Consider the following 24,222-nt stretch of genomic DNA (forward strand, 5'->3'; position numbering starts at 1 on the left):
CAATGAAACGACTTTTTTTATCTATAGCCTTTATTTCGAGTGTTTTAATGGCTAATGCTCAATCAAAAAATTATAAAATACACTCTCATAATGATTATCATCAATCTACTCCTTTCTGGACGGCTTACTCTAATGGAGCAGAGTCCATAGAGATTGATTTAGTCATAGAACAAGGCAAGTTATATGTAGCACACGAAGTAAGTTCTGTACAAGTGAATAGAACGATAGAAAGCTTGTATTTGGAATCATTAGAAAAAGCTATTCAATTAGGTATCGGTAAGGCAAAGGGACTTAGTTTTTTAATTGATTTAAAATCAAATGCAAATCAGTCTATGGAGCTATTATTACCAGTACTGAAGAAGTATGAACGATTAATTAAAGAACAAGATATCACTTTTGTTATTTCTGGAAATAAGCCAGATACAAAAGTTTTTGAACAATATCCAACCTATGTAAAATTAGATCACCAGAGTTTAACTCCTTTAAAAAATGCAATGCTATGGGAACGAGTAGCCATGGTAAGTCTTAATTTTAAAGACTACTCTGTCTGGAATGGTAAGGGGCGCATGGTAGAAGAAGAAAGACAAAAACTTCAAGAAGTAATAGACTTAGTTCACAAGCAAGGTAAACAAGTCCGCTTTTGGGGAACTCCTGATGGGAAAACAGCATTTAAGGCGTTTTATGATATGGGCATTGATGTTATCAATACTGATAATCCTTATCTAGCACAGACATACTTAAAAAACTTAGATCGTGCTGTATATCATAATAAAACAGTATCTGAGGTCTATAAGCCAACATTTGCAAATGATGATAAGGATTTACCAATTAAGAATGTTATTCTTCTTATAGGGGATGGAAATGGGCTGACGCAGATATCTTCTGCAGCTTTAGCAAATGGAGGTGACTTAAGTTTACTTCAGCTGAAGAGTGTAGGCTTGATCAAAACGCAAGCAGGAGATGATTTTACAACGGACTCTGCAGCAGCAGGGACTGCTTTAGCAACAGGTCAGAAAACCTATAACCGCTCTATTGGGATGGGGATGGACAGAATGCCTTTAAAGAATATGACGGAGTACTTAGCGCCGTTTAATTATAAAACGGGAGTAATTACCACAGATGAATTAACAGGGGCTACGCCTTCTGCTTTTTATGCACATCAAAAAGATAGAGATGATAGCTCACTAATAGCTCAAGATTTATTAAAAAGTCAACTTTCTCTCTTTGTAGGTGGAGGAAAGAAGTCTTTTAACAATGTGAATCTAAAGCAAGAGTTTACTTTACTAGAGCAAGTAGAACAGCTTAGTACCAGTAAGGATGCTCGTGTTGGTTATTTCTTAGGAGAAGGAGGATTAAAAGGTGTGATAGAAGGAAGAACAGACGTTTTAGCCCAATCTACTAAACACAGTTTAGACTTTTTGTCAAAAGGAAATCAACCTTTCTTTTTAATGGTAGAAGGAGCTAAAATAGATTCTTATGGTCATTTTAATAATACAGGGGGGATTGTAACAGAGGGAATTGACTTCGATAAAGCGATAACAGAAGCTTTAAAATTTGCAGATAAAGACGGGCAAACGTTAGTTATTATAACAGCAGATCACGAGACAGGTGGTTTTGCAATTCCACAAGGAGACGTAAAACAAGGTATTATTGAAGGAGATTTCATTTCTCATGATCATACAGGAGCTATGGTACCTATTTTTGCTTACGGGCCTAAATCGGGTGAGTTTAGAGGTGCTTATGAGAATAATGAAGTGTACCATAAGATTATAAAACTCTTAAATCTAGATAACTAATGAAGCGCTTATTAGTAGGTATAAGTCTTATTATAACGAGTGGAGCTTGGGCACAACAGACACAAGTAAAAGGTAGAGTTTTTGAAGATAGCAATCAAAATAGGCAATACGATAAAGGAGAACCTTTGTTAAAAGATGTTTTGATCAGTAATGGCAAGGATTTAGTAGTGACTAATGCTAAAGGTGAGTATAAGATCAACAGTTTAGAACAAGGTCAAATCTTTTTAATCAAGCCTTCAGGATATCAGTCTCCTTTGTCAAAGTCAAATAAAGTTGAGTTTTATATTCCCTTTGGAGAAGAACATAAGGGTTATGATTTTCCTGTGTATAAGCAAGAGGAAGATAAACCTCTAAAGGCTGTTTTATTGGGAGATTTGCAGTCGGATGTAATGGATGATATTCATCACGTAGAAAAACTCGTGGTAAGCGAATTAGCTACCACACCTCCAGATTTAATCTTTCCGCTTGGAGATTTAGCTTTTGATCGTTTAGAAGTATTTGAGCCTTTATCACAGGCATTAGGTGTAATCGGTAGCCCTATATATTATGTGGTTGGAAATCATGATTTAAACTTTGGATCAGGTCTAACACTTCAAGATAGAGATAGTAGTTATAAGAAAGCTTTTGGCCCATCTTATTATGCATTAGAATATGGAGAGGAGCTTATTTTAGTACTTAATAATATACTTCCTGTAAATGACAAAGAATATATAGGAACAATAGATGAGGTACAAAAAGCTTTTATACAAAATGTACTAGCTCGTTATGCTCTAAAGTATGATAAAGTAAAAGTGATGATGCATATTCCTATTGAGTTTATGGAAGATAAGCAGGAGTTTCTAGACTTGTTTAAGGACTATAAAGAAGTCTTTGTAGCTGTAGGACATACACATACACAGTATCATCAGTACTTTGAAAGAGATAATAAAAAACCTGTACATCAATTAGTAGCTGGAGCTGTTTGTGGTGCGTGGTGGCAAGGGCCTCATGATATCGAAGGTATTCCTTTTGCTATGATGTATGATGGTACTTGGAAGGGATACTGGACACTAGAAACACAAAAAGGAGATTATAACTTATCCTATAAAGTATCTGGTAGAGCTGAGGATAAACAGATTCAGATTTGGACTCCAGAAGTACAAGAGTGGGATAAGAGTTTAGAACACTTAAACGATGGATATGTTTATGCAAATGTATTTGCGGCAGATCTAAATACAGATGTTGAAATAAGCTTCGATGGTGTAAGTTGGCAAAAGATGGAGTACTATGAAGGCGTAGACCCTCATTATACCCGTTTAATAGAGCTACAGAATCAAGGGCGATATAAAAATATGAAAACCTCTCCTTTAGTAGACGCTAAAAGGAAGAGTAAACATTTATGGCGTATGCCAATACCTAAGGGGTTAAAAGAAGGCCCTCAGTTAATTAAAGTAAAAGCTATTGATCCTAGATACGGTCTTAATCATGTGGAGAATCGTGTCTTGTGGACCCCAAAATAGTTTTGTTGTAAGAAGTTGTTGTTTCAACTTTTTAGATTAGTAGTGTTTGTATTGGAAGGTGGCCTGGCGAGGTCACCTTTCTTTTTTGAACTCTATTTAAAAGCACAAAGTAGGTTATTTTAAAAAAGATTGTTTTTTTAACTTTTATAAAATAATAAAAATGAGAATTAGCTGTTATAATATACATACTAGTAAAAGTTGCGTAGGTATATGCTTAACTTTATCTTTGTATGCTTAGGAAATAAAGAGATTTGCATAAATTGCTTTTGGAATAATGTTTTAAAATGCTATAAATTCTTTATTTTAGATAATTTAATTGAGAACAGGAATGATAAAAAAAGGTTTATTATTAATTGCCTTATTATTGAGTAGTTCTTTTGTATTAGGACAGAAGAAATATTCGGAGTTGACGAAAGAAGATTATTTAAATGATTTTGATATACTTATTAATATTATAAAAAAGCAACATCCTAATCCATTTCGAACTATTAGTGAAAAGGACTTGGATGCAAAAGTTGCAGAAATAAGAAAAAAACTAGAAGAGAATCCTTCTTATGCTAATTTCTTGTTATCTAATCCGATTCCTCTAATTCACGATGCTCATTCCTCTTTGAGTACAGATAGTACCGTTTTTGAGGATTTTACAAAGGAAACTTCTTTTTTCCCAATTAATACCATTGTTTATGATGGAAAGGTGTTTGTGAATCAACACAATCCTACTATACCTGTGGGAAGTATAATTACCAAAGTAAATGATGTAAAATCAGAAGACTACTTAAAGCGTATTAATGTAACAACGGATGGAAGTATAGAAGCTGATGATGCTAAAGACTTTTCGTTCTATGTGTCTTTAATGAGTCCTGAGCAAGAGTATAAAATCACTTATCTTGATAGTCTAAATGCTGTAGAGAGTAAAGAAGCTACATTAAAGGCAGTTAACTATGCACGAAACTATTACAATGTACAGAAAGCTATATTGCCAGTAGATATCATTAGTTATTCTTATGGAATCTATGGACAGAAGGTCAATGACGATACATACTGCCTAACGATTAAGACTTTTGCTTTTTCAGAAGAGTTCGCCTACCAGAAATTAAGTTCTTTCTTTGAGAAGATTAATGAAGAAGGAGTAAAGAATTTAATTATTGACATCAGAGGTAATGGAGGAGGATATCTAAGTAATATTCCTTTGTTTTACTCTTTTATATCACAAGAAAAAGTGTTTAAAAACAATTACAGATATGCAACTAAGGTAATAGATATCAATGTACGTGAGAATCTTATAGATGCTAGTGGTAGACAGTATTCTGATATGGATATTAAGAATATGAATAACTTTATGTTCCAGCGATATGATAAGAGCGAGGTAGAAGGAGATGAGTACTACTATGGTAATAATCGATTAGATGAGTCTTATGTAGAGAACTATCCTCGTGATCGATATTTCTTTGAAGGGAATACGATGTTATTGATAGATAATAATACAGTATCAGCAGCAGCGTATTTTGCTTCTTTATTTAAAGAGAATAAAAGAGGGATTATCATAGGACAAGAGACACGTACCTGTAGTAACTTCACTACGGCATCTTGGTTTATTAATTATAAACTACCTAATACGCAGACAATAGTTGATTTGCCTCGATCAGAAGTGTTTTTTAATAATTCAATTAGTACAGAGAAAGGCTGTAGAGGAGTATTACCAGATTATACAGTAGATGAAAAAGCCTTTTATAGAAGTATATTGAATGAAGAAGACCCTGAGCTTACATTTGCTTTAGATTTGCTAAAGAGACAAGCTCAAAATGAAGAACAGTAATTAAGAATACTCTAAATAAATATAGATATAAGATGTAGAAGGATGACTCAAGCAGTCATCCTTTTTATTATATGTTTTTTGTAAGTTTGATTATTAATAATATAAATAGAGAATCATGTTAGATCTAGTGATCGGAATGTCTATTACACAACTAATCCTTTTTAGTATCGTTTTGAATATACTGTTCTATGCTGTATCTATTGGATTGTATTTGACTCTAAACAGATGTAAGAAGGGAGAGTATATCCAAGAAGTAAAGCAGGAGATTACTAGAAGAGATCTAATATTATCATTTGTTGTTTTGCTGTGTAATGCAGCCGTTTTTGTATTAGGAGTAGGGTTGTATAATTATGGGTATATTCATGTATTAGAAGGTAGCTCTATCACTGTTATAGCTCTACAAACATTAGGACTAGTGATTGGTATGGACTTTCTAATGTATGTATTTCACAGATTAGCTCATATCCCGATTTTTTATCCATTAGCGCATCTAAGACATCATGAGCACAACAGTGTTAATGCGATAAGTTTATTTGTATTACATCCACTAGAGGCTATTGGTTTTGGGCTACTGTTTATCTTGTTGTTGTGTATATATCCTTTTGACACTTTTTCGATAGGACTTTATTTATTTATTAATCTTATTTGGGGAACTATAGGTCATATAGACAAGGATGTGTTTAAGAATACTTACTTTGAACGTTGGACACGAGATATACTGTGTCTTACCTTGTTTCACAATATTCATCATCAAGATCCGAACTGTAATTATGGTTTTTACACTTTATTATGGGACAAACTTTTTAAAACGTATCGAAAAATATAATAAATGTCTTGTAAACGTTTGAATATTAGTAGGGTACTAATTTTTTTGCTATCATTATAATGATGTGATTTACTTGTTTCCTTTTGTAAGGTGTTGATATATAATGGTGTCTATATCTATATAGTGGTTTATAACTATCTATTTAATTGTTTTTGGAAACGTAATTTTATTTTTTTGTCATTTGAAATTTGTAAATTTGATATTCATGGTTTTAGACAAGGAGTTTAGGATTATGCATACTATGTTATTTAAAAAGAAAAATATGAAAAAGGGTATTGTATTATTGGCACTAAGTATAGGAGGAGTACTATATGCGCAAGATCATACTACAGTGACAGATTCTATACATAGAGATACTCTTAAGTTGAAGGATATTAGTTATCTAGTAGAGACTTCTACTGTTAATGATAGTTTGAAAGTTGTAGAGAAGACAGCATCATATCCTAATACATTATCTATGTTAACGGATCGATTAAAGTTTATTTCACTTTATGATCAGCAAGCTAAGGCATATATAGAGGTAGAGAATAAACAAGATACAATACAGGTAAAGGCTATATATCAAGAAGGGGAGATATATAAAGGACTATTAGTAGAAGAGAATGTATCTAATGATCTTGATATCGTTTATTATGAAGATGCTATTCCGAGATATCGTTATACTACAGATCATGATTATCATTACTATACACTATTATCTAGTGAGTTAGATAAGAATGATTCTATACGTGGGCAGTTCTATGACTTACATGAAGGGAGCCTATTACCTTTAAAGCAAGAGTATGTAGATGGACAATGGGTAACAACATGGCAGAAAGACTTAGAACAGCAAGAAGTAGTGATAAATGGATTAGCTACTCCTGCTATCTTGTACTCTTCATTAGATGATAAAAAAGAGCGCATGGTATGGAAAATCGAAAATGAAAATAAGGAGTTACATTATATATTCTTACAAAGAGAGGGAAATATGATTCTAATCTATGAACAAGCTTGCCCTGTAGTAGAAGGAGAAGAGGTGTATCTAAATGTTGCCTCAATGATAAACGTTGGTTTTGACAAAAAAAGGGTAACTGCTAGGACCAATAATAAGGAATCTATCTCAGATGTTTACTTTGAAAACTTTGGTAAGCGCGATTGGAAAAAGCCTAATCAGTATGTTTTTGATTATTATAGGAGATCTGATAAGAAGCTTGTACGAGCACGTGCTGTACTAGATCCAACAGTTATGAGTAATAAGGTGTTTTCAGACTTTATAATCGCTTTAGTGAACAATCCAGAGTTGTTTAGAAGAGATGTTCATTTAAAAGACTTTACTTTTGAAGATGTATTAAGTAAACAAATACTAAGGTTAAATTCTACGATTAAGCCAACTCACATTTTAGACGAACAGAAATAAAATAAAAGAAGCCAACTAAATGTTGGCTTTTTTGCATTTAAGGGATTAGAAATTAAGCTAGTATCTACAGAAGTAAAAACTATTCTAATTTAACAGATTTATCTTTTTGTAGTACTCGTCATTTTGTACCTTTAGCTTGAAAAATTTATTATCGTAATGACATATTTAGAAAAATTATCGAAGATACGTTCACTGATGAAGGAGAGAGGAATTGATGGATACATTATCCCTTCTTCAGATCCACATATCAGTGAATATTTACCAGATTATTATAAGTGTATAGTTTGGACATCTGGTTTTAGTGGTTCAGCAGGAACATTAGTGATTACACAAGACTTTGCTGGATTATGGACTGACTCTCGTTATTTTGTACAAGGACCAGCGCAGTTAAAAGGATCTGGTTTTGAGTTAGTAAAATTAAAAGTTCAACATGCACCTGAGTATGTGTCATGGTTAGGAGATAAATTACAAGCAGGTAATACAGTTGCCTTTGATGGTAACTTAGCTTCATTAGCAGTGGCGAATGCTGTAAATACTATATTAGGACCTTTAAATATCAAGGTAGACGGTCATGTAGACTTATTAGATGTAATATGGAATGATAGACCAGCTTTGCCAACAGAGCCAGCTTATACATTACCTATTTCTATTACAGGACAATCTACTCCAGATAAGATAGCAGCTGTACGCAAAGTTTTAAAACAAAAAAGAGCGACATGTCACCTAATTTCATCTTTAGATGATTTAGCTTGGATATTGAATATAAGAGGTACAGATGTAAAATGTAATCCTGTTACACTTGGTTTTGTATTTATCAGCCAGGATAAATCTATCTTATTCATTGATTCTAAGAAATTAGATAAAGGTACAGCTGAGGAGTTACAAGGATATGGTATCTTAATCAAACCTTATGAGGAAGTAAGAAATTACTTAAAATCACTAGGAACAAGCGAAACTATCTTATTAGATCCTAAGCGTACTTGTTTTGCTACTTATGATTCTGTTCCTGAGGGGGTAACTATCTTAGAGGATATGAATCCGTCTACTATGCTAAAAGCAGTGAAGAATGAAGTAGAGTTAAATCATGAGCGACATGCCATGATTAATGATGGTGTAGCACTGACCAAATTCTTTAAATGGATAGAAGAAAATGTAGCTTCAGGCGAATTATCTGAGATGAGTATTGCAGATCATTTAAGAGGATTACGCGCAGAACAGCCAGGTTTTAAAGATATTAGTTTTGACACTATTGCTGGATATAAAGATCACGGAGCTTTACCACACTATAAGGCAGAATTGGATAGCAACTATAAATTAGAGGCTAAAGGATTGCTATTAGTAGATTCTGGTGGACAATACGAGACAGGAACTACAGATATTACACGTGTGGTATCTTTAGGACAGTTGACTCAAGAAGAAAAAGAAGATTACACTATTGTTTTAAAAGGAACGATAGAAGGATCTATGGCTATCTTCACTAAAGGTACTAGAGGATATCAAATCGATGCTATAACACGTCGTCCTATCTGGGCTACTATGCGTAACTATGGACATGGTACAGGTCATGGAGTAGGATTCTTCTTGAACGTACACGAGGGGCCTCATACTTTTAATGGTGCTGCAGTAGATATTGCGATAGAGCCAGGAATGATCAGTTCTATAGAACCAGGATTATACAGAGAAGGTAAGCACGGTATTCGTATCGAAAACTTAGTAGTATCTAAGGATTTAGCTTCTAATCAATTCGGTGATTTTATGGATTTCGAAACAATCACCATCTGTTATATCGCAACAGATTTAGTAGAGAAGTCACTATTAGATCAAGTACATATTGATTGGTTAAATAACTATAATCAATGGGTGTATGAATCTTTAGAATCAAAATTATCAGCAGAAGAAGCTGCTTGGTTAAAAGAAAAGACAAAAGCAATTTAAGTTACATATAAAAAGGTTGATTCATTTGAATCAACCTTTTTTACTTTTATTACGCTTGTAATATGTTTGAGTAGCGAATAATAGGATTATATCCGTTACTTTCAAATTTTTTGTACTTTGTGATCAATGACTCAGTAGAGTTAAAGCCACATACATCAGCAATCTCTTCGAATGAATTCTTTGTAAAGAATACAAGTTCTAAACTCTGTAGGTACTTTCTCTTATCATAAAAGGTAAGGTACCCTTCTCCAAAGAAATAGATAAAATCATTATTAAAGTCTACACTAGAGATATTCTTTTTATCTAGTACTTCTTTTAGAGCCTGTGGTGTGGTTACTTTACTTAATGCTAATTCTCTATACAGCTTTATATATTTAGCCTTGTCTTTCATATAGAAGTCTACTTCTAATAAAGAATCAATGCGTTCATTACGAATGTTTAAGTAGAATAAGTTTAGAATGAGTTCTCCTGTTTTAGAGTCTTTAAATAAAGTTCCTCCTAAGCCACATAGTCTATTCTCTCTATTTAAACAATTAAATTTAATGTAATGATAAGTATCTTCGTTCAGTCCTTTAGTTAAAAAGGGAAGATCACCTAGCACTACTTTCAAAATCTGCTGTTGAACTTTAGGTTCAAACTTGTCAAAGTTAATATCTCTTACTTGTTTAAAATTTTTATCTAGTACTAATGAGAATGCTTCTGCATATTGGACATTGTCTTTCTCTTGTTGTATAGTCGCATAGTTTAAGTGAACTAATGACTTATACAGCGTAGTTGTCATAGAATCAAAATAATTGTAATGAAATCGTTGCCAAGCTAGAGAATGCTTGTTCGTTTTAATGTTGAGGTTAGTAAATTTCTCTACGAATACCCCCAGGACATCTGAGAGTTCTTCAAATAATTCAAGTGTCATAATAAGTTGTTTGATTAGTTAGGTTTTGTTAAGGACAATTTATATAATTTTTCTATAAAAACAAACAAGAATATTTTAATTTAAATATTTATTCCTGTGTTAAAATTATTAATAGCTAAATATTTATGGTATACTATTGCATTATAGTCAATGTTCGGATAGGGCTTAATGTCTGTATAATCGTGGTGTTTAGAAGATTTTAGTATTGAAATATAAAGTAAGAAAAACAGGTTATGAGGAATCTATATAAATTGACTTTAAATACTTAAATGGTCTAAAAAGAACTGTTTTTTTCCTCTTTGAAAACTATATTTATTTATAAAAGCAGTGTTTTGTACTGCTATGAATGTATTCATCTTGCTTAAAGATGTCTTTTAAGTTTAATAAAATGTGATTTCTGTACAGAAAATAACCTTTATCAGCAGTAGTAAAGATGAAAATTAGAATCGAGCTGATATCTGTTATCTTTAAACTAAAACCTGATTATAGATAAGATCTTTTAAATAAGAGGAATTATAAAAGAATAGAAGGAATACTATAAGACTGTACAGTACTAAGTAGGATTGTGAACTATAGTTGTACAGTTATAGAAGGACTAGACATTCGAGTCCTTAGTGAGTCCGTTAAAACAAATATTATAACGGAGTCACTAAGGAAATAATCTGTTGCAAATTTAGATCGACTAGCAACTTTGTCACTAGAAAATAGAAATATATATAATAGCTATCGTAAGTGGTTACTTTTTAGTATAGTCCATTTGTTTACTAAACCATTGTTCTCCATTTGGTAGATCAAAACTTCTCATAGTAACATCAGCAAAGGTAAAGCCTATTTTTTCATAACATTTAATAGCTCCAATATTCCAATCAAATACATTAAGGATAACAGAATCACTTTGGATATCATTTAGACAATAATCTACAAAGGCTTGCATCATCTTTTGTCCATAACCTTTTCCTCTATTATTTCGATCACCTACCACTATACGAGCTAGTTTAGTAGCATTATTCTCCATCAAAATAATTTCGCCAACTCCAATTACGGTGTCATTATCAGTGTCAATTGCTTTAAAGAATAAAGAGTTTTCTACTTTCATGAAAGCCAAGACTTGATCCTCTGTAAGAGGATGTGTAAATGCAGTTCCTCCAAACTGTAGTAGTTCTTCTTCTGTAAAATTCCAATCTATAATTATTGGGGCATCCGTTTTGGTAAATGGTTTTAGTATAATCATTTGTTTTATTTTGAATTACAAATATATCGATATCTGCTTAAAAAAGGAAGTGGTTAGGGAATATAGAAGGACTTTGGGAGTAAATAAGGTAAGGTCTAGAAAGTAACTTTGTCAAAAAATATCTAGAATAACAAGGTGCAAAACTTAGAAAAGTGGTAAACTTGTATAAAATACATGAATATGGCAGGTAATACTTATGGCAATAGATTTAGAGTAACTACTTTCGGTGAATCTCATGGAGTAGCGATCGGTGGTATTATAGACGGTTGTCCAGCAGGAATAGAGTTAGATTTAGAACAAATTCAGTTGGAATTAGACAGACGTAAACCAGGTCAATCTAAGATAGTTACACAGCGAAAAGAAGCGGATGAAGTAAAGTTTCTTTCAGGAATATTTGAAGGGAAGACAACAGGTACTCCTATAGGTTTTGTAATTGAAAATACAAATTCAAAATCAAAGGATTATGATCATATCAAAGATATTTATCGTCCGAGTCATGCAGATTATGTATATGATGAAAAATATGGACATCGTGACCACAGAGGAGGTGGGCGTAGTTCTGCTCGTGAGACTGCCAGTAGAGTAGTAGCGGGAGCAATAGCAAAGCAAGTATTAAAAGAAATAAAAATAACAGCTTATGTGTCTTCAGTAGGAGATATTGCTGTTGAGAAAAAATACAGTGAATTAGATTTGAACGAGATAGAGAACAATCCTGTTCGTTGTGCTGATCCTATTAAAGCAGTAGAAATGGAGACTTTAATTAAGGAAGTTAAAAAAGATGGGGATTCTATAGGAGGAACTATTATCTGCGTGGTACAGAACGTGCCTGTAGGATTAGGAGAACCTGTATTTGATCGACTTGATGCTGATTTGGCTAAAGCTATGCTTGGGATCAATGCTGTTAAAGGAGTAGAGTTTGGTCGTGGTTTTGAAGGGACAAAGATGAGAGGTAGTCAGCATAATGATTCTATCCTTCCTGATGGCTCTACAACAACCAATAATGCAGGAGGAATAGTAGGCGGTATAAGTAATGGAATGGATATTTATTTTAAAGTTGCTTTTAAACCAACTGCTACCTTAATGAAAGACCAACAGTCTATTAATACCGCACATGAGGTGGTGACTGTACAAGGGAAGGGGAGACACGATGCATGTGTATTACCACGTGCAGTGCCTATCGTAGAGGCAATGACTGCAATCACTCTTCTAGATTTTTATATCGAACAGTTTGGTTTCAAAAGAAAATAAACTTTAAAATGTTAAAGTAATAATTGTCCCTTGTTCTAACTGAGAAATAATGTCGAATTTAATGTGATGTTGTTCAAAGATGATAGTAGCAAGGGACAGTCCTATACCACTTCCTTTAATATCTCCGACATTTTTACCTCTGTAGAATGTTTGTTTTATAAAAGTAAGTTCTTCTTCAGAGATACCTTTTCCATGGTCTTTTACCTCTAGTTGTAGCCTATTGTTATGTAGAGACAGCTCTACTGAAACAGGTTTGCTATTAGAGTATTTTACAGCATTTTCGACAATATTGTATAATGCTAGATGGATTAGCGTTTCATTACCTTTATACTCTAGTTTAGTGAAGTCATCTACATTGATATTTATCTCTAAGGTAGTCTGTAGCTCTGCTAATTTATCTTGTAATGCTTCATATATAGTCCAGATTATCTCGTCTATTCTAAATAGACTAGCGTCTTTCTCTGTGTTTTTTAATCCTGATAATAAAAGAAGGTTACTTAAGATGTTCTCTATTTTGTACACATTTTTTAAAGCTTCTTTGACTACTTGATTATATTCTTCAGGAGAACGTTCTTTCTGAGCAAAAACTTCTAGGTTACCACTGATAGCAGTAAGGGGAGTTTTAAACTCATGAGAGACATAGTTAATAAAGTTCTTTTGAATCAAGAATGTTTCAGATAGTCTGATTAGCAGGTGGTTATAAGTAGAGATTAATTCTTCTAATTCATCATTTGTTTTCGGTACTTCTATACCGTTTTCTAGATTAGAGTAGTTTACCTCATTTACCTGCTGCACAATATTCTTAAGGGGCTTATAGGCGATATTAGAGATGTACTTACTTAAAAAATAAATAGCTAGTAAGCCTCCTACAAGTACAATGCACAGGATAAGAATAAGGCTTCTCATCTGATTCATAAAGTCAGCTGTAGACTCTCTCGTATATACTACGAAATCCCCTTGGTTATCAGGGTAATATATTCCGTAATAAAAAAAGTCATTTGCTTTGAATCGATGTGATTTATCTGTTCTTGTTTTGTTTAAAATAGCGTTTGTCAGTACAGGATCATTAACTAGAGCTCCATAGGATAACTGATTACTAAAGTTATATACAGCTACATTTTTAGACTGAATAGTGGCTCTAAACTCTTCTTTTACAACAGAATGTTCTGTATGAGATAGTTCGTCTTGTTCTAAGTAATATATTGCAGATAGGAGGGTGGTATTCTTCAGATTACTAAACACAGACTCTTGTGTCTTAGAGAAGTAAGCTAAGAATATAATAAGTGATGCAATAAAAAATACTATGCCGAATACTATAGTACTGTATGTGGTAAGACGAGTGCGTAAATTCATATCATTCTTGTAGCATATAGCCAGTTCCTTTTATGGTGTGTATTATTTTTCCTTTAGATTCATCTATTTTACTTCTTAGATAAGAAATATAGACATCTACTACATTGGTATTGGTGTCAAATTGTATTCCCCATACTCGTTCTAGAATCTGCATCCTAGAGACTACGCGATCTTTATTTTCTAATAAGAAAAGTAATAATTTGTATTCTCTAGGTGACAGATCTATTGTTTTATCTCCTTGTGTGACTAGATGTTTTTCAGGTTCTATTTTTAAATCACCACAGATATAGATATGGTCTTTTTTTTCGTAATTAAATTTAGTTCGTCTTGTCAAGGCATTAATTCTCGAAAGTAATTCGCTAAAGTGAAAAGGCTTCGTTAGGTAGTCATCAGCACCACTGTCTAGAGCAGATATCTTATCAGTGGTTTCGCTTAGAGCGCTTAACATCAGTATAGGGGTATAGTTCTTTTTAAAACGAATCATTTTGGTTAACTGAATACCATCTATACCTGGAAGCATTATATCCATTAAGATAAGATCCCAATCAGTACTGAGAATAAGATCTCTAGCTTCTTCTCCAGAAGCAACAAGTTGTACTTGCATACCATTTTCCTTTAAACCTTTGACGATAAAATCACTGATGCGAGAATCGTCTTCGACAAGTAATATATTCAAGACTAAATTTTTTCTGTATTTGATTTGATAAAATCTGTTACTAAATAAGTGATTAACTTTCCTACAAGATGGCTGTTTTGCTCGAAATCTAAAGAAGGAGCCCCTTCACAGATGTGAAGATATCCAACATTCTTAGATTTAGCAAAGTAGTGAATGAACTGTCTCAACCTCTCAGCAGAGAACCCTGTAGGCGTGATAGCACTACTAGCTACTAGTGGCACAGCATCTAAATCTATTTCGATACCATAAGTATTGTTTTCGATATGTCGTTGAGCAGTTAGTAATTCGGTGTCAAAAGATTTCTCTTTGCGAATGCGTATTTGCTCATAAGTATTATACTTAACGCGGTCTGCATGAAGTTTTATATCCCCAAAAACAGTCTTAGAAGTATAGTTCTCATGAAGACCAAAGATAAAGTAGTTCTTTAAAAAACCTTCTTCGAATGCATAAGAAAACCCGTTACCGCTATGTCTTCCTTCTAGTGGTCTAAAATCTGTATGCGCATCAAAGTTGATTACATTAATAGCCTTGCCCTTGGCTAAGGCAAGTCCTTTAATGTTACCGTAAGCATTATTATGTCCACCACCTATAACAATAGGTATTTTGCCTGCTTTTACAATTTTAGCGATGGTATGAGACACCTCTTTATCTATACGAGACACTAGTTCGAAGAGTCTTTTGCGATCTTCTCTATTATTGGGGTCTAGTTGTTCTGCTTCTTTTTGTTCTTCACTGAAATCTAAATGGCCAATTAACGTAGTCCAACTTCCTTTACAGAATCTGTTGTGTTGAATATTTAAAAGGCTGTTTAAGAAATTTTGCCAAGCAGAAGAAGTACCTGTACGGCCTAGATTAGCTTTTACACCTATATCTTCAGGAATACCAATAATAGCATATTTAGCGTCTGTAGCGGCTAATTCGTTATGCCAATTCTCTTCTGACTCTAAAGTGTGAACTCTTTCTCCAAATTTGATTTCCCCACTTCTGAATTTGGTCAAGGCAACCAAATCAGTTTTCTTAAATAACACTAGTTTTTGTTTGTTCATAGCGATGTTGTTGTGATGCAATTGATACTAGGGTATCTTTTATTTTTGTATTTCTCCATTTAGAATTACCTGATCTATAAGGTTAGAACCAAAAGCATAAGGTAATTCATAAAATGAATTTAGTGGTTTTGTGATAATTAAACTAGCTTTTTTACCTTTTGTTATACTACCGTACTCTTGTTGTAGTCCCATTGCATAAGCTCCATTTATTGTAGCTGCATTAATCGCTTCTTCAGGAGTCATTTTCATTTTGATACATGCTGTAGCTACGACAAAGTTCATATTCCCAGACGGTGTAGTACCAGGATTAGAATCAGAAGCTAAAGCTAGTGGTAGACCTGCTTCTAACATCTTTCTAGCAGGAGTATAAGGAATAGAAATAAAGAAAGAACATGTAGGTAAGGCTACAGGCATTGTTTTGCTTCCTTTTAGAATTTCGATATCTTCGTCTGTTACTATTTCTAGATGATCTACTGATAGAGCACCGTTTTTTACACAAGTTTCGATTCCTCCAATAGCAGTAAACTGGTTAACATGTACTTTAGCAATAAGCCCGTGTTCTTGTCCTGCTTTAATGATACGCTCTGTCTCTTCACAAGAGAAATAACCTGTCTCTAAGAAAGCGTCTACATACTCAGCTAAGTTTTCTTTAGCAATAGCTGGGATCATTTCATTGACTATAAGGTCGATATATCCCTGGTGGTTATCTTTATATTCAGTAGGGAAGGCGTGAGCACCTAAGAATGTAGCTTTAATGGCTATAGGATAGTTTTCTTTTAGTTTTTTAATCACGCGTAGCATTTTAAGCTCGGCTTCTACTGTTAATCCGTATCCTGATTTTATTTCAACAGCTCCTGTACCTTGACTGATTACTTCTTCTAAACGTTTGCGCGATTGTTCATATAAATCTTCTTCTGAAGTTTCTTGTAGTTTTTTTGCAGAGTTTAAGATACCACCACCTCTGTTGAAGATTTCTTCATAACTAAGCCCATTGATGCGGTCTACAAACTCTAATTCTCTATTACCAGCATAGACTAAGTGTGTATGACTATCTACCCATGTAGGTAAGATGGTTTTCCCAGTAGCATCTATTACTTGATCCATTTCACTTTCATTAGGACAAGTGTCCATCGTACCATAATCCGCTATCAAGTCGTGTTCTATAATTAGATATGCATTGTCTAGCTTAGGTAAAGTTGCCATATCAGCTCCAGATACTTTCTCTATAGCTTCATTTCTAACTTGTAGTATTTCTTTTATATTCTTAATTAGTGTTTTCATATTTGTTTGAGTTGTTTTTTTAGGCTTATAAATGAGATAAAAGTCTAAAAACTTTTATCTTTAAGCAAATTTACAAAATGTGAGACGAGTTAAATATAAGAAAACTAGAAAACTTCAGCCAAATTCTCTAGAATATGCAGGTTCTTTTCCAGAGGTACCTATTTCTATGCAATTGTTTATCTACGATGAGAATACATTCGAGGAGTACAATGATTTAAGTTTGAAGGAAATAGAAGAGATATTATTAGCAGCATCTCCTAATTCTATAAAGTGGTTTAATCTACATGGACTACATGATATAGATTTATTAAAAGAAGTTGGAAGTTTTTTTCATATAGAATCTTATATCATGGCAGAGATTCTAAATTTCTCTAGAAGAACAAGAGTAGAGGAGTTAGATAATACACTGTTCTTTAGTGTTAAGGCCATTTTGCCGTCTTCTAATGAAGATATTCTAGTAGGGATAGAACAGATAAGCTTTATCCTCCAAGAGAATGTACTGTTGTCATTTCAAGAGAAAAGAGGAGCTTTCTTTAATTTGATCAGAGAGCGTATTAGAACCAAAACAGGACAAATAAGAAGAAAAGATTCAGGATATCTATTGTATGGCTTATTAGATTCTTTAATGGAGAGTTATTTTGTAACCTTAGACTTGATAGAAGATAATGTAGAGCAGATTCTTTTAGAGGCTAGAACTAAATATCACAAGCAAATTCTGGTAAGTATAGAAGAATATACTCAACAACTACAAGAGGTAAAACGAGCTATTATACCGCTAAGAGAAGTGCTATACAACCTAAAAACACAGCATGATAAAAAGAATGTAGAGAGTCAAATCAGCAGAAGTAGTATTGTTTTCTTTGACCGATTACAGTATAAAAGCTATGAAATGCTCGATCAGATAGATTATAATCTAAACAAACTAGATAGTGCTACCAACTATTATTTCTCTTCTCAGAGCAATCGAATGAATGAGATCATGAAGGTATTGACTATTGTATCTGTAGTCTTTATTCCGCTAACATTTATTGTTGGAGTGTATGGAATGAACTTTGAGAATATGCCAGAATTAAAAACAGAGAATGGTTATTTCTATACTTTATGGGTAATGTTAGGACTGGTTGTTCTCATGATAAGTTATTTTAAATGGAGAAAATGGTTCTAATAAACTTCTAGTTATATTATATTGACTGTAAAAGTTGGGAAGGAAAGTTTAACCCAGATTAAGCATTAGCCAAAGACTGCAAAGCAATTCTACTTCATATCTTTTTTATTTCTTCTAAAACCATACTACAGTATGCTTTTTTCTTAAATTCAGAGCTATTTTGTATAATTACTTTTCGTTTCTATGTCTATCGCTTAATCTGGGTTTAAAACAATATTTTTGTTTTATGATGGATAGCAAAGAAATATTAAACTAATCTTGATAGAGTATTTGGTAGAGCTTTCAATATTTTAAGAGTTGAAGAAAGAAATAGTTGTTTAGCTATTTCTTTCGAAGAAAAAGTGCTTACTTCCACTTTTTTCCATTCTTTTCCAAATATTTCTCAATATTTCCAAAAAAGTCTATTTATTTCCATTTATTAAATCATAAACACCTCATTACCAGTGTTTATTAGTTTTTGATACACCCATTTATTCGGAAGCTCTTCGGAAGAGTTCAGTATTTGTTCGGACTGAGGGGCAGTTTTCCGAAGAGCACCCAAAGACTGCCCAATAAACTCCCGAAGAACATGCACTTAGTTTTCTAATTTTTAATGATCTTTAAGGATATATTACTTATTGATAATCAAAGTAATTTTGCTGTTTTAGTAACGTTTAAAAATTACTATAGGATACAATAAAAAAAAGCTCTATCAACAACAATAGAGCTTTCATAATAGGAAACAACATTATAACTTAAATAGAACGTTATGTTCTATGATAGTTCTTTTTTAGCACTCAGTCTCTTTGTTAAGTATTAAAATACTGAATGATAGTGTCTTACTTAGATAAGACGTAAGATTTACTTGTAATAAGTAAGGAGTATTAAAAAATCTAGTATTTATACTTCTATTCTTCTTTATTATTAATCTTGTAGGACAAAAGTATAAAAAAAGCACAGTATAATTTCCTAATTTGACGCTAAAACTTATTAAAAGTGTCCTTTTTGCGAATAAAACTTTTTGATTGTTAATCTATATCTCTTACAACTTCAAATTATACTAAAAGAGATTAAGTTCTTTAATTAAATGTAGAAAACTGTAATACTTTTATGTTTGAACAAGCTGTTTTTTTAACTTAAAATGCCTTTTTGGTCATTTTCTTTGAATAATATTAAGCTTTTATACAGGGCTAGAGCATTATTGACAATATCTGGCTGTGTATATCTTAATATAGATTAAGTATAATCCATATTAATAGGAGTAATTTTATAGTATAATAAAAAATGATAAAGATGGAAATAGGAATTAGCATGTTTGGGGATTTAAAATTCGACAAACAAAACAATAGTTATCAGTCAAGTACACAACGTATAAATGAGATTATAGAGGAAGTTAAGTTAATGGATGAAGTAGGATTGGATGTTTTCGGTATAGGAGAACATCACCGTAAAGATTACGCAGTCTCTACTCCAGATATTATATTAGCTGGTGCAGCTACAGTAACTAAGAATATCAAGTTGACGAGTGCTGTTACTGTATTGAGCTCTAATGATCCTGTACGTGTGTATCAATCATTCTCTACTATAGACGCTATGTCTAATGGTAGAGCAGAGATTACAGTAGGACGTGGAAGTTTTATAGAGTCATTCCCTTTGTTTGGATATGATCTTAATGATTACAATGAGTTGTTTACAGAAAAACTTAATTTATTGTTGAATATCAATGCAATAGATGGTCCATTGACCTGGACAGGAAAACACAGAGCTTCTCTAAAAGAACAGCAGGTTTTCCCAAGAAGTGAACAGCCAATGGATGTATGGATTGCAGCAGGAGGAACACCAGAGTCTGTATTAAGAGCGGCTAAATTAGGATTGCCTCTTGTGTTCGCTATTATTGGTGGAATGCCAGAACAGTATAAACCATTCTTTGACTACTATAAACAAGAGTATATTAATGCAGGTCATGATATTAGTAAAATGCAGATCGCTACGCACTCACATGGATTAGTAGGAGTAGACGGAAATGCTTTAGCTAAAGATTATTTCCCTGTATATAAAGAACAGATGGATAGAATAGGGGCATCACGTGGATGGCAACCTTACACTTATGAGCAGTATGAAGGAGGAAGAAGTAGAGACGGTGCTTTATTCATAGGAGATGTGGATCAAGTAGTAGATAAGATTTTATATCATCAAGAGATGTTTGGTTTAACACGTTGGTTAATGCACAGTGACTTAGGAGCGCCTGATCACTTAACACAGATGAAAAACATAGAGCTATTAGGTACTAAAATTGCTCCTGCAGTTAAAAAAGCATTGCGTAAATAATACCAATGATTATAACAAAAATGAATTCCTTTAGTAAAGTCTTTACTAAAGGAATTCATTTTTGTTATAAATGTCTTTTTAAGCATAGTATAGCTTCTTCTATTTGTCGTTCTGACAATGATCCGAAACTAAATCTAATCCCTTGTAATTTATCACTATAGGAGAACCTTTCAGGCCCCATAAAAGCAATTTTATCTAGGTCTAGTTTCTTTTTGAGTTTGTCCCAATCTGTTTCTTTTTTAGGAACTAACCATATTGCTAACCCTCCATCAGCGATTGTATAATTTACTTGTTCTTTAAGGTTCTTCTCTAGTAAATCGGCAGTTATATCTCTCTTGCTTTTATAGTAGTTATGTGCTTTTTTTAAATGTTTTCTTATGGTCCCGTCATCCATTAATTGTAAGATAGCTTGTTCCATGATATTATCACCTTGTACATCGATGATACTTCTTAGTTCACCTATTTTTTGAATCAGATCATTGTTAGTCGCTATATAACCGATACGTAGAGAAGGAGCTACGACTTTACTTAATGTTCCTATATATACGTAGTTTAGTACATTCGGAAGACTACTAATCGGCATAACGGGTCTATGTCCGTAATGAAATTCATAGTCGTAATCATCTTCTATAATAGTAAAGTTATACAAGTTAGAGAGCTCTATCAGCTTATATCTTCTCTGTAAACTAAGGGTTGCTGTAGTTGGATATTGGTGGTGAGGAGTAATATAAATAGCTTTAATTCTTTTGTTTTCTTTTAAAAGACTTTCGACTTGATTGATATCAATTCCTTGTTCATCTACATTAGCATATAACAATTTTGCTCCAGCATGCTCAAATGTGTGCCATGCTTTTCTATATCCAGGATGTTCTACTATAATATAGTCATCTTTCTTTAGTAGTACTTGAGCGATAAGGTACATTGCCATTTGACTTCCTCTAGAAATACATATTTCTTCGGCAGTTACTTGCATACCTCGCCAATGATTTAGCATTTTACTAATATGTTCTCTAAACTCAAATAATCCTAGAGGAGATGAGTATCCCATCATCTGCCACTTTCCTTTTCGCTTAAATATTTGGCGATAAGCTCTTGCTAATTCTTCAACAGGAGCAATAGAAGTATCAGGGTTTCCATCATCAACGGTGATATTGTATTGAATAGTTGATTTACTTTCTTTTTTTATAGGAATTTTATTGAGAGGAGTTATATTTATGTCAGCAAGTTTAGAGACGTAAGTTCCACTACGCGATTTGGACATAATCCAACCTTCACTTAATAAGACATCATAGGCTTCTATAACTGTATTTCTATTTACTCCTAAGATTTCTGCTAACTTTCTACTTCCTGGTAGGGCTTCTTCCTCTTTTAGTTGACCTGTTTTTATAGCTTCTATAATAGCGTCAGCTATTTGGAGATAGATAGCTTTTTTTTCAGTATTAATAATTTGAATTTGTAAGGGCCAAGGTCTAAGCATATTAATAAAGTGTATGAAATAAGTAAATGAATTTAAATCAATCTAAGGCTATTTAATACAAAATAGAGATTAGATATAAAATCAAATCAAAGGTACAATGAAAAAGAGAATTTTGTTTCTTTATTTATAAAAGAGAATGTAGTCCTTTAATCTAAGCTTTTAATTTTTCTTGTTTATTAATTTTATACATGAGGGTTGTTTTTCTACACAAGAGGTTCCGTCTGGAGAAGGATAGCAGTTAGGGGTATTATTAGGTATAATACAGTTATTACTACCGTATATAAGATACTCACCTTCTACACGTGGTATAGAAACTAAATGAGCAAGAGAAATAAGAGTATAATCCTTACTATTAGAAATAAAATAGTATAGATTATTATGCTTCAAGATAGTTAGTATAGGAGAAGTAATCTTTGAAAAATGAGGAGTAAAGTACTCTTCTATCTCAGCTTTAAGAGCTTTAGGTTTGATTAGGAATTGATAAGATTCATTACCTAAAGAATCTTTAATAATTCTAACAATATTTTTTTCTTGTAGAGTTTTCTTTTGATAGGCAGTGATTGTAGTCTTTTTATTCTGACCCAAACAGTAAAAAGAATATAGAAAAAAAATAAGTAAAAGTCTCATTATTAAAAATTGTATGTGTTTAATAATGAATGCACAAACACTATTCCAGTTTTAAGATAAGGTATGTGTAAAAGGTTAGTAAGGTGTGAAAATCTGTGACCTATAAAACAAGTTAAAACTGGATTAAAAAATATTTTATTCTCCTCTTTTTAAAGAGGAAGTAATTGTACCTATATTTATATATAGGAATGATGACAAAGCCTTTTTCTTTTAGTTTTTTCGATATAGAAGTCGGTAAATTCTTTATAATACATGAGTTATTTCCTTTTATAGCAGATTCTTTTAGTTGATTTATTATTTTTTTGTATTGATCATTAAGAGCATTTTCTGCAATAATATTTAGTTCTTCCGCTGTCATTAGATTCTTAATTAAATATATTGTATCGCTGTAAAATTATACAAATGATTAAAATAATTCGCAAAAGGTGTTTTTTTTATATTATTTTCATTGATTGTAAGGGATTTTTTATTGAATTCATTATTTAGAAGTATAACTACTAATAATGTTTCTTTTTTGAAAGCGAAATCGATAACAATGACTTTGTAAATTAACAATAAGTGACAACTATGGTGTAATATTTGAGTTTTTTAATTTAAATTAGAATAAATAATGAAATTGTGTTTCGTATATTTATTTATTGTTAGGTAAAAAGCAAAAACAAAACATATTGCTCTAAATAAAACAACTATAATGTTAAAAATTATAAAATAAAGTGTAGTTTTGTGTAAGGAGAATAATAATGTTTATTAGTCTATACTAGAATGATATGAAAAAATTACAATTAATAACTTTAGGACTTTCTTTATTTAGTTTTATTTCTGTATCTGCTCAGAAAATAGAGGGTAAGGTATTTGATAAAAAAACAAATAACCCGATAGGAGAAGGAGAAGTAACATTCTTTAATTCATCAGGAGATAGAATAGCTACAGTATATACTTCTGCAGATGGAGCTTATGTTTTCGAACCTAAAAGGATGACAGATATTCATAAGGTATCTACAGCTGCAAAGAATTATAGTAAAGCAGAGGTTCTTTTGAATCAAATGGATAATGGTGTAGTTGCTAATTTTGGATTAACAAGTGTAGTAAGTGAATCTCAAAATAGAGGTAATACAATAGCAAGTGGCGATTATAATACAACTAAAACTTCTAACGTAAACTATGATAGCTCTACATTGCCATCCTTTTATTACGATTTTAATAGTTCTTATTTGAATACAGATAATAAAGCATCAGTGGATGAGATAGTAGCTTATATGTATAATAATCCAGAGGCTAGAGTGAGAGTTCACGTTTATTTCGATACGAGAGGTAATGCTAAATATGATGAGTGGTTAGCTGATAGACGAGCAGATAGAGTTATTAATTATATGGTCATGAAAGGAATTTCTCCTTCGAGATTATTAAAATTAGTTGAAACTGTGTATCAGAATGTGCCTCCAAAAGAAGGTAGTTATAGAAGTGGAGGATCAGAAAGTAGAAGATGTGATTTCGACCTTATTTAAGGGATAAGTATAAATATAAAAGCTGGAAGTAATGAATACTTCCAGCTTTTTTTATGCTGTTTAGTTTTAGACATAGCTGCTATAAATAAAGTTTCTGAAAAATCGTTGGAGTTGGGACATTTGTC

General features: G+C 32.5%; 19 protein-coding genes. 10 read left to right on the plus strand and 9 right to left on the minus strand.

Annotated features, from left to right (window positions below; translation table 11 throughout):
* Positions 1–2: 2 nt before the first annotated feature.
* From RT228_RS06610 to RT228_RS06635, 6 genes are all read left to right on the plus strand, one after another.
* Entirely contained in the window at positions 3–1,796 is a 1,794-nt protein-coding gene (locus tag RT228_RS06610) for an alkaline phosphatase (RefSeq protein ID WP_230456725.1), read from the plus strand.
* Entirely contained in the window at positions 1,796–3,295 is a 1,500-nt protein-coding gene (locus RT228_RS06615) for a calcineurin-like phosphoesterase C-terminal domain-containing protein (RefSeq protein WP_313138520.1), read from the plus strand. Before RT228_RS06610 ends, RT228_RS06615 begins: the two co-directional genes overlap by 1 nt.
* Positions 3,296–3,623: 328 nt before the next feature.
* Complete coding sequence (locus RT228_RS06620; RefSeq protein ID WP_006258977.1) at positions 3,624–5,111, plus strand: S41 family peptidase; 1,488 nt, start codon at positions 3,624–3,626, stop codon at positions 5,109–5,111.
* Between the two features lie 115 nt (positions 5,112–5,226).
* A complete protein-coding gene (locus RT228_RS06625) occupies positions 5,227–5,937 on the plus strand; it encodes a sterol desaturase family protein (protein ID WP_313138521.1) in 711 nt (236 codons plus the stop codon).
* Positions 5,938–6,199: 262 nt separating this feature from the next.
* Positions 6,200–7,333 (plus strand): hypothetical protein, encoded by a 1,134-nt coding sequence (locus tag RT228_RS06630; protein WP_313138522.1) that lies wholly within the window; start codon positions 6,200–6,202, stop codon positions 7,331–7,333.
* A gap of 156 nt (positions 7,334–7,489) precedes the next feature.
* Positions 7,490–9,268, plus strand: a complete 1,779-nt coding sequence (locus tag RT228_RS06635; RefSeq protein WP_006265216.1) for an aminopeptidase P family protein — start codon at positions 7,490–7,492, stop codon at positions 9,266–9,268.
* Positions 9,269–9,317: 49 nt separating this feature from the next.
* Here the strand turns inward: RT228_RS06635 and RT228_RS06640 are convergent, their stop codons facing one another.
* Both RT228_RS06640 and RT228_RS06645 read right to left on the minus strand, forming a co-directional pair.
* Entirely contained in the window at positions 9,318–10,181 is an 864-nt protein-coding gene (locus tag RT228_RS06640; RefSeq protein WP_313138523.1) for a hypothetical protein, read from the minus strand.
* Between the two features lie 736 nt (positions 10,182–10,917).
* Positions 10,918–11,412, minus strand: a complete 495-nt coding sequence (locus RT228_RS06645) for a GNAT family protein (RefSeq protein ID WP_313138524.1) — start codon at positions 11,410–11,412, stop codon at positions 10,918–10,920.
* A 180-nt stretch (positions 11,413–11,592) separates the two neighbouring features.
* Here RT228_RS06645 and aroC point away from each other — a divergent pair, with 180 nt between their 5' ends.
* The gene (gene aroC, locus RT228_RS06650; protein ID WP_313138525.1) at positions 11,593–12,660 is read left to right on the plus strand and encodes a chorismate synthase; all 1,068 of its coding nucleotides are present in this window, start codon (positions 11,593–11,595) and stop codon (positions 12,658–12,660) included.
* A gap of 3 nt (positions 12,661–12,663) precedes the next feature.
* Here aroC and RT228_RS06655 read toward each other — a convergent pair whose 3' ends face one another.
* From RT228_RS06655 to hutI, 4 genes are read right to left on the minus strand one after another with little or no spacing between them, the layout of a single operon-like run.
* Positions 12,664–14,013: a sensor histidine kinase gene (locus tag RT228_RS06655; protein ID WP_006258969.1), complete on the minus strand. Its 1,350-nt coding sequence runs from the start codon at positions 14,011–14,013 to the stop codon at positions 12,664–12,666.
* Position 14,014: 1 nt separating this feature from the next.
* A complete protein-coding gene (locus tag RT228_RS06660) occupies positions 14,015–14,689 on the minus strand; it encodes a response regulator transcription factor (RefSeq protein ID WP_006258968.1) in 675 nt (224 codons plus the stop codon).
* Between the two features lie 2 nt (positions 14,690–14,691).
* Entirely contained in the window at positions 14,692–15,735 is a 1,044-nt protein-coding gene (locus tag RT228_RS06665) for a formimidoylglutamase (RefSeq protein ID WP_006258967.1), read from the minus strand.
* Between the two features lie 39 nt (positions 15,736–15,774).
* On the minus strand, positions 15,775–17,016 hold the full coding sequence (gene hutI / locus RT228_RS06670; RefSeq protein ID WP_006258966.1) for an imidazolonepropionase: 1,242 nt from the start codon (positions 17,014–17,016) through the stop codon (positions 15,775–15,777).
* A 79-nt stretch (positions 17,017–17,095) separates the two neighbouring features.
* On the opposite strand from hutI, the gene corA reads away from it, so the two are divergent.
* Positions 17,096–18,181, plus strand: a complete 1,086-nt coding sequence (gene corA / locus RT228_RS06675) for a magnesium/cobalt transporter CorA (protein ID WP_006258964.1) — start codon at positions 17,096–17,098, stop codon at positions 18,179–18,181.
* A gap of 1,272 nt (positions 18,182–19,453) precedes the next feature.
* On the plus strand, positions 19,454–20,488 hold the full coding sequence (locus tag RT228_RS06680) for an LLM class flavin-dependent oxidoreductase (protein WP_039329459.1): 1,035 nt from the start codon (positions 19,454–19,456) through the stop codon (positions 20,486–20,488).
* Positions 20,489–20,552: 64 nt separating this feature from the next.
* Here RT228_RS06680 and RT228_RS06685 read toward each other — a convergent pair whose 3' ends face one another.
* From RT228_RS06685 to RT228_RS06695, 3 genes are all read right to left on the minus strand, one after another.
* Positions 20,553–21,965: a PLP-dependent aminotransferase family protein gene (locus tag RT228_RS06685; protein ID WP_016649477.1), complete on the minus strand. Its 1,413-nt coding sequence runs from the start codon at positions 21,963–21,965 to the stop codon at positions 20,553–20,555.
* A 159-nt stretch (positions 21,966–22,124) separates the two neighbouring features.
* Complete coding sequence (locus RT228_RS06690; protein WP_313138526.1) at positions 22,125–22,550, minus strand: hypothetical protein; 426 nt, start codon at positions 22,548–22,550, stop codon at positions 22,125–22,127.
* 154 nt (positions 22,551–22,704) lie between these two features.
* A complete protein-coding gene (locus RT228_RS06695; RefSeq protein ID WP_006263517.1) occupies positions 22,705–22,950 on the minus strand; it encodes a hypothetical protein in 246 nt (81 codons plus the stop codon).
* A 409-nt stretch (positions 22,951–23,359) separates the two neighbouring features.
* On the opposite strand from RT228_RS06695, the gene RT228_RS06700 reads away from it, so the two are divergent.
* Positions 23,360–24,097 carry an OmpA family protein gene (locus tag RT228_RS06700; protein WP_006261139.1) on the plus strand — a complete coding sequence of 246 codons (738 nt, stop codon included), beginning with the start codon at positions 23,360–23,362 and terminating at the stop codon, positions 24,095–24,097.
* The last annotated feature ends 125 nt before the right edge of the window (positions 24,098–24,222 follow it).

Origin of the sequence: Myroides sp., assembly GCF_032073645.1 — a bacterium.
Lineage (GTDB): Bacteria > Bacteroidota > Bacteroidia > Flavobacteriales > Flavobacteriaceae > Flavobacterium > Flavobacterium odoratimimum.